The sequence below is a fragment of the Salmonella sp. SG203 genome (genome assembly GCF_013350575.1).
GTDB classification, from domain to species: domain Bacteria; phylum Pseudomonadota; class Gammaproteobacteria; order Enterobacterales; family Enterobacteriaceae; genus Salmonella; species Salmonella enterica.
This window is the reverse complement of sequence record NZ_SNMT01000034.1, coordinates 16,825-31,587: the sequence shown is the minus strand read 5'-3', so window position 1 is coordinate 31,587 and position 14,763 is coordinate 16,825. Positions and strand designations below refer to the sequence as shown.

Genomic DNA, 14,763 nt, shown 5'->3' with positions numbered 1-14,763 from the left:
GCGTTCACCCTGACCCACCCGGTGGGCGCGGTGCTGCTGAGTTACAGCCGCTCCACCTACGGGACCAGTGAGAGTACCGGTGCGGTGATACAGCCGCAGACGATGCGTTTTGTTGCCACCGTCGTCCTGCGCCAGCTGAATGGCCGGGATGGCGCGGTGGATGTACTGGACAATGTGCGTCAGGCGCTCGGCGGCTGGCGACCGAAAAACTGCCTGCGCCCTGTCTGGCTGATTGACGATGTTTTTCTGGGGGAAGAGCAGGGCCTGTGGCAGTACGCCCTGACGTTCGCCACGCAGTCCTTTTTTATTCAGGATGACGACCCGGAGGACGGCGGCGCGCCGCTTGCCGGGGTGATGCCTGACAACAGTGATACGAAACCGGAGGTCACACCGTGACAACCTATATCTATTCAGGGCCGCCGTCCGGCGTCACCCTGAACGAGAACGGAAAACAGCGCGAAGTGCTGCTGTGGCCGGGTAAGCCCGTGGAGCTTGTACCCGATCATCCTTACACCCTGACCCTGCTGGCACTGAAACACCTGCAGGAGGTGGACAGTAAAACGCAGGTCACCCCGTCCGTGCCGTCCCGTCAGACCAGAACCCCGGCCCCTGTGGAGGTGAATGATGCCCGCTGATTATCTGCACGGCTCCGAGACCATTGAAATCAACCGCAGTCCGGTTCCCGTCAGGGCGGTGAAGTCCGCCGTTATCGGCGTGGTGGGCACTGCTCCTTCAGGTCCTGTGAACACGCTCACCATGCTGCTGTCAGAACCCGATACGGGGCAGTTCGGTGCGCCGCTTGCCGGTTTTACCCTGCCGCAGGCGCTCGCCACACTGACCGGGTACGGCGCAGGAACGATTATCGCCATTAACGTCCTTGATCCGGCGAAGCACAACACCAGCGTACCGTCCGAAACTGTGACGTTTGTAAACGACACGGCCCGGCTGGCGCACGCGCCGGTGATGAGCGTGACGGTCAAAGCGCCGACCAGTTCCACCACCTACACCGCCGGAACGGATTATCACCTCGCACCGGACACCGGTACCCTGACGCGGGTCACGGGCGGTGGTATTGATGCGGGCGCGCAGGTGGTGGTCACTTACGATTACGCCGACCCGACGAAGGTCACCGCTGCTGATATCATCGGCACGGTGGATGCCGCCGGTCGCCGCAGTGGCCTGAAGCTGCTGGCCGACTGTCTTTCGGAGAACGGCTTTAACGCAAAAATCCTGATTGCGCCGGTATACGGCACTCAGGCCTCCGTTATGGCAGAACTGGACATTCAGGCGGCCAAAGCACAGGCGGTGGCTTATGTTGATGCACCGGTGGGCACCACGCCACAGCAGGCCATCACCGGGCGGGGGCCTGCGGGCACCATCAACTTTAACACCGCCTCCGGGCGTCTGCGCCTGTGCTATCCACACGTGAAGGTGTATGACGCGCAGACCAACGCCGACCGGCTGGAGCCGTTGTCCTCGCACGCTGCCGGGCTGCGGGCCTGGACGGATCTGGAGTATGGCTACTGGTGGTCATCGTCCAACCAGCAGCTCAAAGGCGTGACCGGTATTGAGCGCCCCATTACCGCGCAGCCTGACGACCCGCAAAGCGAGGCGAACCTGCTGAACGCCAGCGGGATCACCACCGTGTTCAACAGCTTCGGCACCGGCTTCCGGCTGTGGGGTAACCGGGTGGCCTCTTACCCGTCCTCCACCGGGCTGCTCACCTTTGAGAACTGCCGCCGGGTGAAGGATATGACCGACGAGGCGATCCGCTCCTCCAGTCTGTCGTTTATCGATCAGCCGATCACCCAGGCGCTGATTGACACCATTCTGGAGTCCGTGAACCAGTACGGGCGCAAGCTGACGGGTGACGGCGCATTGCTGGGCTTTAAGTGCTGGTATGACAAAAAGCGCAACGAAGAGGCAGACCTCGCCGACGGTCATATGCTCATCAGTTATAAACTGACGCCCCCGCCGCCGCTGGAGCGTCTGACGCTGGAATCGGAGATCACCTCCGAATATCTGGTCAACCTTAACGGCAACGGAGGGAACACCTGATGGGCGGAACCATACAGATTAATGCCATCAGCAACGCCAACGTCTATCTGGACGGACGCAGCCTGCTGGGCAAGGCCGAGGAAATTAAGTGTCCCGACGTCAGCGCCGTCATGCAGGAACGCAAGGCGCTGGGGATGATCGGGAAAATTGAACTGCCGATGGGGTTTGACAAGATGGAGGGCGAAATCAAGTGGAACAGCCTCTATCTGGATGTGGCGGTGCTGACCGCCAACCCCCTGAAGGCATATTCTTTGCAGTGCCGGTCGAACATCATGCAGTTTAACAGTGGCGGTCTGGTGAAAGAGATGCCGCTGGTGACCTACCTGACAGTGCAGTTCACCAAAAATCCGGCGGGCACCTTCAAGCACCAGGAGTCCCCCGACCTGAACTCGTCCTTCACCTGTACCTATATCAAACAGGTGATTGATGGTCAGGAGGTGCTGGAGCTGGACTACATGGCCAACATTTTCCGGGTCAATGGCCGGGATATGCTGGCTGATTACCGGGCCAATATCGGAGGATAGTCATGGCTGCACTGAAGGTGGAAAAACGCACGATTGATAATCTGGTGGACAGTCTGACGTACCATACCCATCATTTTCCTGGTACCACCTGCACAGTGGCCATTGCGGTATTGCCTGACGGGTTTGTGGCGGGCACAGGAAAGAGCGCCTGTATTGATCCGGCGCTGTTCAGCAGTGATACCGGTTATGATATTGCCATTGAGAACGCCAGGGCGGATGCCGTCAACCGGCTGTGGGAGCTGGAAGGCTGGCGCATGAAACGTTCAGCACAGAATACCCTGTAGTGCGACGCAACGGCAGCGGAGTCTGCCCGGTTTCAGGGGGGAACGGAGGTCCCCCGTTTTTTTAAAGGGCTTTAAAAGCCCTTTTTCCTTCCTTTATATAGCCTGAGCATGAACGTTACTTTCATTTATCACGTGAGGACACCATGTCACAGTCTGACTGCTACACCCTGAAACACCCCTATACCACTGCCGCCGGACAGAAGCTGCACACACTGACCCTGCACCGTCTGAAGGTGAAGGATATCCGCGCCGCCCGTAGCGTCAGCAAGGACCCGGCAGAGTGGGATGAGCCGCTGATTGCCGCCATGACCGGACTGGTGCCGGAAGACCTTTCAGATATGGATCTGCAGGACTATCGCGCCCTGCAGGAGCGATTTCAGCAGATGTACGGCATGGATGGACAAGCCGGAGACGCTGTATAAGGCGACGGCGCTGCTGGCGCGGTGGTTTCGCTGGCAGCCCGGAGAGATAGAGGCGCTGACTGTTGAAGACCTGGAGGCGTATCTGGATGAGGCGGGTGAACAAATCAGACGTGAGTATGGCGGCGGATAAGCCAGTGACCGGCAAGATAAATACCACGCAACAACTGCCATACGCCTTCCGCAACCAGCCCCGCCAGCACAATCAGTGGCTGCAAGGCTGCAATCACAGGTACAGACACGATCACGAGGATAACTCCCCCAATCCCCTGCAGGATGATGTTTTCCATACCCCAGGGGATTACACCTGTCTCAATAAGGGTTTCCTGCAGTTGCAGGAGAAGCCAGCCCAGAAAGCCAAGCCAGGCTGCGATGATAATCGTCGCATAGCACCAGAACCGCGTTTCCATATCATTCCCTCATTTAACCCCGTACAGGCAGAGTAAAACATGGCCACAACCTTTTCAATTGGTGTTTTAGTCAGTGGTGCAGTGACCAGCAGCTTCCTGTCCACCATGAGCGGGACACAGCGAACGCTGAACAAACTCGCCATGGCGACCGACGGTCTGAAAAAAAAGCAGGATGACCTGACCCGCAGACAGGAGATGGCCACGCGGGCCATGGCGCGTTACGGGGATATTGGAGGACGGGCGGTACGAAAAATCGGTACTGAACTCGATGCGGTCAGCCGCCAGTTTACACGCATGCAGAAACAGCAGGCGCAGATGACGAAAGCGGCAGCGCTCAGCCAGTCGATGAAAAACAACCGCATGAGCCTTTACGGCCAGGGGCTGGAGACTTGGGCGATGGCGAAAACGCTGATGAAACCCTTTACCGTCGGCGTGGCGGACTATACGGACTTCGAGGCGCAGTTGCGTGATATCGGCATTACCGGTGACCTGAACAAAAAGCAGGAAAAGCAGATTGGCGACGTGATCCGCCAGCAGGCCAGAGCCACTAACCAGACCACGGATACCCTGCTGGAAGGGGTGGGGACGCTGGTTGCCGCCGGTAAGGCCCCGATGGAGGCGATGAAGTGGACGCAACTGCTGGGGCGTACCGCTACCGCTTCCGGGGCGGACATTAACGATCTGGCCAAAATGGGGCTGGCGTTTGAATCCCTGAAAATTGACGGGCAGGAGGCGCTGAAGTCTGCCTTCAGTAAGGCCATTTACGGCGGTAAATCCGGGCGCTTTGAGCTGAAGGATATGGCGCAGTATCTGCCGGAAATGGCGCAGGGCTTTGCGGCCAAGGGAATTTACGGCCAGGAGGCGATTGCACAGATTGTGGCAAGCCTGGAGGTCGGGCGCGAGGGGGCCGGGACCGAGGGCGAGGCCGCCACCAACATGCGCAACTGGTTGTCGTCCATGAACCGGGGTGATATTGCCCGCCGCTATCAGATGCAGGGTGTCGATTACAGGGGATCAATGTCGGACTATGTTGCCAGCGGCTACTCACAGTATGAAGCCTCGATCCTGATTGCCGATCGCTTTATCAAATCGAAAGGCGCGGACTTCATGAAGCAGTGGCAGTCTGCCGGAGCCAAAGGGGATAAAGAGGCCCAGCAGCGCCTGATGGAGTCCTTCGGCCTGAGCTCTATCTTTACCGACGTCCAGACGGTCAACCACCTGCTGGCCATGCGCCAGCGCTGGAATGATTACCTGAGTAAAAAACGGGGTATGAACAGCCCTGAAGCGCAGGGAGCTGGTGACCGGGACTTTGCCAAACGTAATGAGCAACTGGCATCGCAGGGTAAGCGCATCCTCATCTCGCTGAAAGATATTTCCCTGTCCATCGGGGAGTCACTGGCTCCGTCATTATCGGGCCTGGCGGCCCGGATTATCCCTGTACTTGACAAAACCGGGTTGTGGGTAAAACAGAACCAGAAGCTCATCATCATCATTGCTGAAGTGATGGCGGGCGCGCTGGGCTTCCGGATGGCCCTCGTGGGGGTGAAGCTGGGGCTTAATATTCTGTTCTCCCCGTTAGTCAGCCTGTACACCGGTTTTGTCCGCCTGCGCTCCGGCTGGCGGCTGTTCCGTACTGCTATCGGCAGCGGCGGAATGTTCAGGCGTATTGCCTCCGGAGCCTGGACCCTGACCCGCGTGCTGAGTACCGGCCTGTATAAGGGGATCATGATTGCCGCGCGCGCCATTATCTTTATGGGCCGCGCCATGCTGATGAATTCCTTCGGTCTCATTATTACCGGCATCGCCATCGGGGCGTACCTGATTTACAGATACTGGGGCCCCATCAGCGCCTGGTTTAAAGCCCGCTGGAATGACATTAAAACGGCCTTCAGCGGCGGGATTGGCGGAATTTCGGCGCTCATCCTCAACTGGTCTCCACTGGGGCTCTTTTATAAGGTCTTTGCCGGGGTCATGAAATGGTTCGGCGTGGATCTGCCCGCGAAGTTCACTGACTTCGGGAAAAACATCATCAACGGCCTGGTCAGCGGGATCAAAAACACCTGGGAGGAGACCAAAAAAACGGTATCTGACCTCGGGGGTGGCGTAAAGGACTGGTTTAAAGACAAGCTCGGCATTCACTCGCCGTCCCGCGTGTTTATGGGCTACGGCGACAATATCGTCCAGGGGCTGACCATCGGGATAAACCGCAGTGCCCCAGGTGCAGGTAAGGCCATGAACGGGCTGGGCAACAGCCTGCGTCCCCGCCTGCCGTCCCTGCCTGCAGTACCCGACCTGCCGCTGGGTTTCGGGGGCAGAACAGGGGGCGGTATACACATCACTTATACTCCTAAAATTTATATCGACGGCCAGGCTCAGCAGCCTGCGGGGGCGATACAGGAGGCCCTGACGCTCTCCCGTCAGGAACTGGAACGTATGCTGCGGGATATTATCTGGCAGGAACAGCGGAGGGCTTACTGATGTTTGCGCTGCTTGGCGATATTGAATTTGAGGTACTGACCAGTCCGGAGACACTGGATGCGTCCATGGGGTCTGAGTTTGCGGAGCTGAGCCGCATTGGCGGTAAGCCCGGCCTGCAGTTCACCGGTGATAAGGCAGATGAGTACCATCTGACGCTGATGTGGCATCAGCAGTACTGCGACCCGGCCACACAGTGGCAGCAGCTTAACGCCGCGCGTCTGGCGCATCAGGCGCTGGCATTCGTCACCGGTGCCGGGGATTATCTGGGGTACTTTGTTATCACTGATGCAAACCCGACCTGGCAGATGACCGGCGGCGGCGGACAGCTGCAGGCGATGCAGGTGGAGGTGACGCTGCGGGAGTTCACCGGCGACCCGAAAAATCCCCTGAAACCGCCCGCCATGCGGGGCAATCTGTCGGGGGTGTCGGCTGTGGCCCGTCCGTCGCTTGCCGCCACCGGCATCGGCGGCATGGTTCGCGAGGCCGTGGGATTTGCCCGTCAGGCGCAGTCCGCGATGGCCAGCGTGTCGGGGGTCATTCGTGTGGCCAGTCAGCTGAAGCATAATCCTGTGGTCGCTTTCAGCCGCGTGCCGGGAATGATTGCCGGGCTGGACGGTATCACCCGTCCACTTGAAAAGGCGTTTCCACTGCTGAACGGCCTGACGGATGCCCTGCCGGAGACCTCGCGCATGGTGCGTGCGGCCAGTGATATCACCTCCCTGACGTCGGATGCAACCGCGCAGCTGAAGGGCCTGCATGTGGATAATCTCAGTAATCTTCCTGCCGTGCTGGACAATACCGCCTCGCTTGCCGGGCGTGCGGCCAGCGTGTTTAACGATGCCTCGCCCGCGTTAAGCCGGATGGCTTCCCGACTTTTGACCCGGAGCCTGTAATGGACGCCCTTTACATTGAACATATCACCACTGACGGTGAGCGCTGGGACCAGATAGCCTACCGCTATTACGGCGACCCGCTGGGTTATGCGCGTATCATCATGGCCAATCCGCATGTTGCCGTCACGCCGGTACTGAGCGCCGGACAGCGGCTGGCCATTCCCGTTATCGACGCAGACCAGACCACACAGGAGCTACCGCCATGGCTGCGGTAACGACAGGCGTGACCGCCCCGGTTCCGCAACCGGCTTACCGTCTGGTATATAACCGGAAGGACATCACGCATGACGTGAGTGTGTACGTGACCTCGGTCAGCTATACCGACCAACTCAGTGGGGAAAGCGATGAGATTCAGGTGGACCTGGAAGACAGTGAAGGCCGCTGGCGGGATGCGTGGTACCCCGGCAAGGGCGACACGCTGACCCTGTATATGGGTTACGCCGGTGGAACCCTGCGGGAGTGCGGGACGTTTTCCATTGACGAGACTGAGCTGTCCGGACCGCCCGACAGCGTGTCCCTGCGCGGGCTGGCGACCTCCGTTACCGTTGCCATGCGGACAAAAGTCAGTCGGGGGTTTGAAAACACGACGCTTACCGCCATCGCACAACGTATCGCCGGGAAGCATCGCCTGCAGTTACAGGGGCAGATTGAGCCACTGACAATTGACCGGGTGACGCAGTACGATGAAACCGACCTGGCCTTTCTGAAGCGGCTGGCCCGCGACTACGGCTATCTGGTAAAGGTGACCCATACCCACGTCATCTTCTCCAGTCTGGATAAGCTGCGTGATGCTGTCCCGGTGTTCACCATAAGCCGCAGCGACGTCAGTCGTTATTCCCTGCGCGACACCATCAACCGTATCTATAAAGGTGCAAAGCACCGCAGTCAGAACAGCCGGACCAAACAGGTGGTGACTTACCATGCTGATGGCGGGGAAAGCACCACCACGGTCAGTACAACCACGCGTGGGCAGAATACCAGTGCAGACACGCTGATGCTCTCTGGTCGTACCGCTAACCAGGGGACTGCCGGGCACCGGACCCGTGCCGCGCTGAGTCTGAAAAATCAGTACCAGAAAGTGGCCACCCTGAGCATGGCGGGGAATATCCACCTGCGGGCCGGGCATAATGCCACCCTGACCGGGTTCGGAGCCAGCGACGGCAAATGGCTGACCGGTTCGGTCCGCCACTCAATGACTCGTTCCGGCGGCTATACCATGGATGTGGAACTGGCTCGCGGGCCTGTGGCGAAAAAAACTCCCGGCAGCGGCAGTAAAACATTGACGGTATATAAAGCGGACGGCGGCACCGCGCAGACTGTCGTCCCGAAAAAAGGAGTACGGCCATGAGTGGTGTGATATTTGAGACCGGTACGGTCAGCGACATTGATGAAAAGAACGTCCGTGTCCGTGTGCGCCTGCCGGGGAAAAACAACCTGCGCACCTGGTGGCTGGACGTGCTGCAGCACAACACCCAGAACAATAAGGACTACTGGCTGCCGGATATTGGCGAGCAGGTCCGCCTGCTGCTTGATGAACATGCCGAGGATGGCGTGGTGCTGGGCAGCACCTATAACGCACAGGACCGGCCCGCCATTGCCGACCGTAACAAACGCCGCACTGACTTTGCGGACGGTGCCTTTGTGGAATACGACCGCAAAAACAGTGCCATGACCATCGGCGGCGCGATAAAGACGCTGACCATCACCACCCACAGCAACATCACCGTGCAGACAGACACGCAGGCAACGGTGATCGCAAAAGAGAGCGCCACCATCCGGACGCAGTACGCCACGGTGAATAGCCCCGAAACCAGGATTACCGGCAATGCCACCGTCAGGGGTAACCTGCTGGTAAAAGGCAGTATCACCGGTCAGGGCGGGATGGCGATTTCCGGCGGGAAAGGAGGCGCTGCGGCGACCATTACCGGTACCCTGAAAGCCACTGGCGACCTGCGGTCGGCCCGCGTTTCGCTGGAGGACCATCAGCACCCGAACGGCCACAACGGCAGTCCGACCGGTGCCCCCATGAAGTAACGTCTGCTGCACATTTCCCTTTTCTGGCGGGACGGTTTTAAAGGGCTTTAAAAGCCTCCGCCAGCCATCTGCCGCACACTGTCGGCATGAATACCGTGAACACTGCATCTCCGGTCTGGTGGCAACCCGCCCTCGGTCACAAGGGTCGGGTGACCGGGGCTGATGATATTGCCCAGTCCATCCGCATCATTCTGGCGACGCCGAAAGGGGCCGACCCGCATCGTCCTGAGTTTGGTAATCAGCTTTATCTCTACCTTGACTGGCCGGTGAACCGTGCCCGCCCGTATGTCATTCGTGAAGCCGTGGATGCCATCCGCCAGTGGGAGACACGTTGTCAGGTGGTCCGGGTGGAGCCGGTGACGGACGGTGAGCATATGACCCTGCGCGTGCGCTGGCGGGTGGCAGGAGGAGCAGAATCATCAATGGAGGTGGTATGGCGTTAGTCCTGGCAGACCCGGTGTTTGTGGAAACCGACCCGGAAAAAATCACCCGTGAACTGGTGGAGAAATACCAGACCGACTCCGGTAAGACGCTCTATCCTGCACAGGATGAGATGCTGCTCATTAATCTTATCGCCTACCGGGAGTCCCTGATAAGAACCGCCATGCAGGATGCTGCCTGTCAGAATCTGGTGGCAAAATCCCGTGCGCCGATGCTGGATTATCTTGGTGAGCTGGTTGGCGTATACCGTCTTGATGCGAAAGCGGCCACCACCACACTGCTGTTTGTTTCTGATACCCCTGCTGTACAGGCGGTACTCATCCCGGCAGGTACCCGGGTGAGTGCCAGCGACAGTGTGGTGTTTACCACTGATGAGGACATGACCCTGCCAGCGGGCAGTGAGCGGGTCAGTATCCAGGCTACCTGTACCCTGCCGGGACTGGCGGGTAACGACTGGCAGCCAGCTCAAATCAGTAACCTGATGGACGATATCGGCGACGGCAGCCTGGATTTTACCGTCACCAACCCGTCCGTCAGTACCGGTGGCGCTGACCCGGAAAGTGACGATCACCTGCGCGAACGCATCCGTCTGGCTCCGGAATCCTTCAGTAACGCGGGCTCCAGAGGAGCTTACCGTTTTCATGCAATGAGCGCTCATCAGGACATCGTCGACGTGGCAGTGGTCCGTCCCGTTCCGGGCTCGGTGGAACTGTATCCACTACTGGCTTCCGGTCTGCCCGACCAGAATATGCTGGATCTGGTGGCCGGGATTTGTTCTGACGAAAAGGTCCGCCCGCTGACTGATACGGTGAATGTGAAGCTGCCGGTCGCCGTGGACTACAGCATCAGCGCGTCGCTGCGCGTCTATGACGATCAGGATATGGACCTGGTTATGCGACATGCGCGCGCGGCGGTAACATTCTGGACGCAGCGACAGTCTTCCCGTCTGGGGATGGATATTGTCCCCAGCCAGATATCCGCTGCGTTGTCTGTACCGGGCGTGTACCGTGTCACGCTCACCCTTCCGGCAGAACGCGTACTGGCTGACCACGAGTGGGCTCGCTGCACTCAAATCACCCTGATACCGGAGGGGAAATCCCATGGCTGACCGTCGTGATATTCCCCTGACTCCCCCGCTGGCGAAGGATGAACGATTCCGGATCCTGGCCGGACTGGCGGCCCGTCTGCAGGATATTGACCTGACTCCGCTGCTGGTTTACCTGGTGGATTTAACCGAAGTCACCGCGCTGCCGTGGCTGGCTGACCAGTTCGCCATTACCGGTGATAACGGCTGGAATCTCGCGGAGTCGGAAGACGCCCGCAGGGCGCTGATAAAAAGCGCTATTGAGCTGCACCGTTATAAGGGAACGCCATGGAGTATCCGGCAGGTCATCCGCAATCTGGGATTCGGTGAGGTGGAGCTGCGTGAAGGGAATGACCGTCTGGACCCGGCTATCGCGGAGAAGTATCCGGCGGAGACTCACTGGGCGCTCTATCAGGTCATTCTGGCGGTTACCATCACCAACGACCAGGCAGCCCTGCTGCGAAAAACGCTGGAGGTGTTTGCCCCGGCACGCTGTGAACTGGCCTCACTGGATTTTACCGCCGTCCCCATCCGTTACAACAATACCGCCCGCTATGACGGGACCTACAACCACGGGAGCAGCTGACCATGGGTAAACTGACAGAAATCACGCAGTGGGAAGAAGATATTTATCAACTGGAGACGTCAGACCCTGTTGTGGGTGGTCCTGACGGCGTATCCAACAAACCACAGAAACAACTGGCCAACCGCACGCAGTGGCTGAAACAGCAACTGAAAGGTACCGACGACGCGCTGGCCGAACACGCAAAGTCCCGCAACCACCCGGACGCGTCGCTGACGGCGAAAGGTTTTGTGCAGCTTTACAGTGGCGTTATGAGCGACAGTGAAATACTGGCCGCCACGCCAAAAGCGGTCAAAATAGCGATGGATAACGCTAACGCGCGCCTTGCTAAAAATCGCAACCTCGCTGACCTGACAAACATCCCTCTGGCCCGTCAGTCCCTCAGACTCGGCAACAGCGCCACCCGCGATGTTGGCACCACAGAAGGCACAGTAGCCGCTGGCGACGACAGCCGTATCACTGGTGCGATGCAAAAAGACCAGAACGGCGCGGACATTTCCGACAAGGAAAAGTTTGTACAAAACGTCGGTTTAACGGATACCGTAAACCGGGCGTCTCATGTACAGGCCAGTGACGGCAATATTTACGGTACGGTGTGGGGCGGCTGGCTGAGTGACTATATCCGGCGGAATACCCCCAGCATACCCAGCATGCCAAGTCTTGCCCCCTACGCCACGATAAACTGGGTGAATCAGACTTTTGTACGGGATGTTCGTCTGGGATCGACTGGTGAAACCGCTACGATTAACGGCGGTACGTCTGACTGCCCCCCGGTCATGTGATGGTGGGTTCTGTTATGGATGTGTGGGGAAGTCGTGGTTCGCACTTGGTAAGAATGCGCCACAGCCCACTACAAAAAAATATTAACGGAACCTGGTATAACGTTACGAGATTATGATGATGATGCTTTTAAAAAACATTCAGTCGCAGAAGGCCAAAACACCTGAGCAACTTAAATTAACCGAACGTTTTAACGTTATCTGGTTATTTTCAGAAGACGGCAAAAACTGGTATGACGAATTACAACGCTTTTCCCCCTACACGCTAAAAATAGCTTACGACAGCGAAGGTGTGATTCGGCGTATCGATAAGGATGTGACAGCCATTAACCCGGACGGGTTCAGTGTGGCAGAACTCCCTGACACCACAGCTAACCGCCGCGCCGATATCAGCGGTCGCTGGGGGTTTGACGGCACAAATATCATCGACCTCATGACCACAGATAAAGCCCGTGAACAGAAAACCCGCGAGATTGACACATGGCGTAATACACAGGAAAACGCGAATTACGTATTTCAGTTTAACAATCACCACTGGGACTACGGCAAGGCCACCCAGGAACGCCTGACGCTTTCCGTACAGATGGCGAAAGCCAACAAACTCCCCGCCGGTTTTATCTGGACGGACGCCGATAATAACGACGTGCCGATGACGGCGGGCGAACTGTTAAACCTCAGCGACGCCATCGACCAGGCGATGTTCACCAAAGGCCTGCAAATCCACCTTCGACAGCGGGCGATGAAGGAAGACATTGACAAACTGACCGATGTAAAAGCCATTCTGGATTACAGGGTTGACTGGCCCCCGGATAATTCAGCAGAATAAACAAAAATAAATAACGCCCGTATTAACGGGCGCTGTTTTATTTAATTACTGCTGTTATCAGTCCAGCCAACGGGATAATTCAGAATATCGTTAACCCCTGTCAGTCCGGCAATATCTTTTTTCATCTGGCGCTGGCGTTCATGGATTTTAAACCCCTGAGTGACCATTGCCTGCGTCATTCCTGCATCAATTGCCAGCAGGTCATCCGGGGTGACAGGGACGTCTTCATTGCCCGTATCCGTCCAGAAGAAGCCTTCCGGGAGCTGGCCGGATTTTGCCACCACCAGAACCGGGGCTAATCTGTCCTGAGAAGCCTTGCTGGCGTCCCACTTGTGGCCGTTCCAGTCGAAGGTCACTTTGCCGTTTTCCTGATTATCACGCCAGGCGTCAATCTCACGGGTCTTCTGCTCACGGGCTTTATCTGTGGTCATGAGGTCGATAATGTTTGTACCATCAAAGCCCCAGCGGCCGCTGATATCTGCGCGACGGTTGGCGGTCGTATCGGGAACCTCGGCCACACTCAAATTAGCGGGCCACAGCGCCGATACATCGCGTGAAATGCTGCGAATAACGCCGTCAGTGTCATAGGAGAATTTAATGGTATCAGCCGCAAACTGCTTTTGTGACTCGTACCATTCCTGACCATCTTCAGAAAATAAAAACAGTACCCGGTGCTTATTGGCCAGCTCCAGTTGTTCAGGTGTTTTAGGGTCACCTGGCGTAAAGTTTTTAATGTTAATCATAATTTATTACCCCTGGTTAAATAGTCTGTTGTATTCGCCTGTATTATAAAGTTTTTACACTTTCAGCGCTCAGAAAAAAACACGCGTTTTCACAATGCGTCATCCCTGAAAGAAATAACCCTGCAATGAGTTCTTTTATAACCAGTCTACACTACGCCACCCGTTGATATACATCTGAAGTGGACGACGAGTGAGGCTATCAATCAAATCGTCTGTATTACCATTTATCACTCCCGTAATTACGTAAGGTGGCTGGTCTGCGTAGCCGTAAGCGCGCCATACCTGGGTGCCCTCAGCGGCTCCCAGTCTGAAGCCTGAAAGATAGTTTTGCTGTACCCAGCTTATCGTGGCGTAGGGGGCAAGACTTGGCATGCTGGGTATGCTGGGGGTATTCCGCCGGATATAGTCATTCAGCCAGCCGCCCCACACCGTACCGTAAATATTGCCGTCACTGGCCTGTACATGAGACGCCCGGTTTACGGTATCCGTTAAACCGACGTTTTAACCGACACCTCATCACGATAAAACAGCCATTCACCCAACCCCACTCCCGATTAAATGAGGTTCGTAAATGGCAAGAATTGGCTATATCCGCGTATCAACAAATGACCAGAACACCGATTTACAGCGCGATGCTCTTATTCGTGCAGATTGTGAACAGATATTTGACGACAAAATGAGCGGCACAAAAGCCAACAGACCGGGATTAAAACGCGCTTTAAAGGCCCTTAAAACCGGCGATACGCTCGTTGTCTGGAAGCTCGACAGATTAGGCCGCAGCGTTAAAAATCTGGTTGGCCTCATTTCAGAACTGCATGAACGCGGCATTCATTTTCAAAGCCTGACCGACAGCATCGATACCAGTACCCCAATGGGCAGGTTCTTTTTCCACGTTATGAGCGCCCTGGCTGAAATGGAACGCGAACTCATCGTAGAACGCACAAACGCCGGTCTTGCAGTTGCACGTGCTCAGGGTCGCATTGGTGGCAGACGTCCGGCGTTGCAGCCCGACCAGATAGAGCAGATAAACCGACTCGTCAAAAATGGCCACACCCGAAAGCAACTTGCCATCATTTATGATGTTTCATTGTCTACGATTTACAAATTTACCCCTGCAGATGTTACCCCAGCAGACCACTCCTGATTTTTTAAAGGGCTTTAATAATCTGTCCGGTATTGTTTATTTTATCCTGTTCGCCATATTGCT

20 protein-coding genes are annotated in these 14,763 nt (G+C 57.0%); 18 read left to right on the top strand and 2 right to left on the bottom strand.

Going from position 1 to position 14,763, the window contains the following annotated elements:
* From HV477_RS25650 to HV477_RS25620, 7 genes are all read left to right on the top strand, one after another.
* Positions 1-396 (top strand): Gp37 family protein (locus tag HV477_RS25650; RefSeq protein WP_175065540.1); only part of this gene is annotated, 396 nt, incomplete at its 5' end.
* Complete coding sequence (locus tag HV477_RS25645) at positions 393-635, top strand: hypothetical protein (RefSeq protein WP_175065539.1); 243 nt, start codon at positions 393-395, stop codon at positions 633-635. The genes HV477_RS25650 and HV477_RS25645, both read left to right, overlap by 4 nt.
* Positions 625-2,058, top strand: a complete 1,434-nt coding sequence (locus HV477_RS25640; RefSeq protein ID WP_175065543.1) for a phage tail sheath subtilisin-like domain-containing protein — start codon at positions 625-627, stop codon at positions 2,056-2,058. The genes HV477_RS25645 and HV477_RS25640 overlap by 11 nt, the downstream gene beginning before the upstream one ends.
* A complete protein-coding gene (locus HV477_RS25635; RefSeq protein WP_080246830.1) occupies positions 2,058-2,582 on the top strand; it encodes a phage major tail tube protein in 525 nt (174 codons plus the stop codon). The genes HV477_RS25640 and HV477_RS25635 overlap by 1 nt, the downstream gene beginning before the upstream one ends.
* 2 nt (positions 2,583-2,584) lie before the next feature.
* Entirely contained in the window at positions 2,585-2,866 is a 282-nt protein-coding gene (locus tag HV477_RS25630) for a Gp49 family protein (protein WP_254621714.1), read from the top strand.
* Positions 2,867-3,009: 143 nt separating this feature from the next.
* Positions 3,010-3,288, top strand: coding sequence for a phage tail assembly protein (locus HV477_RS25625; RefSeq protein WP_175065538.1), 279 nt, complete (start codon positions 3,010-3,012; stop codon positions 3,286-3,288).
* A complete protein-coding gene (locus HV477_RS25620; RefSeq protein ID WP_000360384.1) occupies positions 3,263-3,418 on the top strand; it encodes a hypothetical protein in 156 nt (51 codons plus the stop codon). The genes HV477_RS25625 and HV477_RS25620 overlap by 26 nt, the downstream gene beginning before the upstream one ends.
* Here HV477_RS25620 and HV477_RS25615 read toward each other — a convergent pair.
* Positions 3,393-3,695 carry a hypothetical protein gene (locus tag HV477_RS25615; protein WP_175065537.1) on the bottom strand — a complete coding sequence of 101 codons (303 nt, stop codon included), beginning with the start codon at positions 3,693-3,695 and terminating at the stop codon, positions 3,393-3,395. The genes HV477_RS25620 and HV477_RS25615 overlap by 26 nt on opposite strands.
* Before the next feature lie 39 nt (positions 3,696-3,734).
* Between HV477_RS25615 and HV477_RS25610 the strand changes: the two genes are divergently transcribed.
* The 10 genes from HV477_RS25610 to HV477_RS25565 all read left to right on the top strand — a co-directional run bounded on the left by HV477_RS25610 (position 3,735) and on the right by HV477_RS25565 (position 12,813).
* Positions 3,735-6,173 carry a phage tail tape measure protein gene (locus tag HV477_RS25610; RefSeq protein WP_175065536.1) on the top strand — a complete coding sequence of 813 codons (2,439 nt, stop codon included), beginning with the start codon at positions 3,735-3,737 and terminating at the stop codon, positions 6,171-6,173.
* Positions 6,173-7,066: a phage tail protein gene (locus HV477_RS25605; RefSeq protein ID WP_175065535.1), complete on the top strand. Its 894-nt coding sequence runs from the start codon at positions 6,173-6,175 to the stop codon at positions 7,064-7,066. Before HV477_RS25610 ends, HV477_RS25605 begins: the two co-directional genes overlap by 1 nt.
* The gene (locus HV477_RS25600; protein ID WP_175065534.1) at positions 7,066-7,281 is read left to right on the top strand and encodes a tail protein X; all 216 of its coding nucleotides are present in this window, start codon (positions 7,066-7,068) and stop codon (positions 7,279-7,281) included. The genes HV477_RS25605 and HV477_RS25600 overlap by 1 nt, the downstream gene beginning before the upstream one ends.
* Positions 7,269-8,414 (top strand): phage late control D family protein, encoded by a 1,146-nt coding sequence (locus HV477_RS25595; RefSeq protein ID WP_175065533.1) that lies wholly within the window; start codon positions 7,269-7,271, stop codon positions 8,412-8,414. The genes HV477_RS25600 and HV477_RS25595 overlap by 13 nt, the downstream gene beginning before the upstream one ends.
* The gene (locus HV477_RS25590) at positions 8,411-9,100 is read left to right on the top strand and encodes a phage baseplate assembly protein V (RefSeq protein WP_175065532.1); all 690 of its coding nucleotides are present in this window, start codon (positions 8,411-8,413) and stop codon (positions 9,098-9,100) included. The genes HV477_RS25595 and HV477_RS25590 overlap by 4 nt, the downstream gene beginning before the upstream one ends.
* An 86-nt stretch (positions 9,101-9,186) precedes the next feature.
* Entirely contained in the window at positions 9,187-9,543 is a 357-nt protein-coding gene (locus tag HV477_RS25585; RefSeq protein ID WP_175065531.1) for a GPW/gp25 family protein, read from the top strand.
* Positions 9,534-10,649, top strand: a complete 1,116-nt coding sequence (locus HV477_RS25580; protein ID WP_175065530.1) for a baseplate J/gp47 family protein — start codon at positions 9,534-9,536, stop codon at positions 10,647-10,649. The genes HV477_RS25585 and HV477_RS25580 overlap by 10 nt, the downstream gene beginning before the upstream one ends.
* Positions 10,642-11,211: a phage tail protein I gene (locus HV477_RS25575; RefSeq protein WP_175065529.1), complete on the top strand. Its 570-nt coding sequence runs from the start codon at positions 10,642-10,644 to the stop codon at positions 11,209-11,211. Before HV477_RS25580 ends, HV477_RS25575 begins: the two co-directional genes overlap by 8 nt.
* A 2-nt stretch (positions 11,212-11,213) precedes the next feature.
* Positions 11,214-11,990, top strand: coding sequence for a tail fiber protein (locus HV477_RS29115; protein ID WP_375372883.1), 777 nt, complete (start codon positions 11,214-11,216; stop codon positions 11,988-11,990).
* A 121-nt stretch (positions 11,991-12,111) separates the two neighbouring features.
* Positions 12,112-12,813: a DUF4376 domain-containing protein gene (locus tag HV477_RS25565; RefSeq protein ID WP_175065541.1), complete on the top strand. Its 702-nt coding sequence runs from the start codon at positions 12,112-12,114 to the stop codon at positions 12,811-12,813.
* 41 nt (positions 12,814-12,854) lie between these two features.
* On the opposite strand, the gene HV477_RS25560 is transcribed toward HV477_RS25565, so the two are convergent.
* Positions 12,855-13,556 (bottom strand): DUF4376 domain-containing protein, encoded by a 702-nt coding sequence (locus HV477_RS25560; protein ID WP_175065528.1) that lies wholly within the window; start codon positions 13,554-13,556, stop codon positions 12,855-12,857.
* 571 nt (positions 13,557-14,127) lie between these two features.
* On the opposite strand from HV477_RS25560, the gene HV477_RS25555 reads away from it, so the two are divergent.
* Positions 14,128-14,700: a recombinase family protein gene (locus tag HV477_RS25555; RefSeq protein WP_175065527.1), complete on the top strand. Its 573-nt coding sequence runs from the start codon at positions 14,128-14,130 to the stop codon at positions 14,698-14,700.
* Positions 14,701-14,763: the final 63 nt, after the last annotated feature.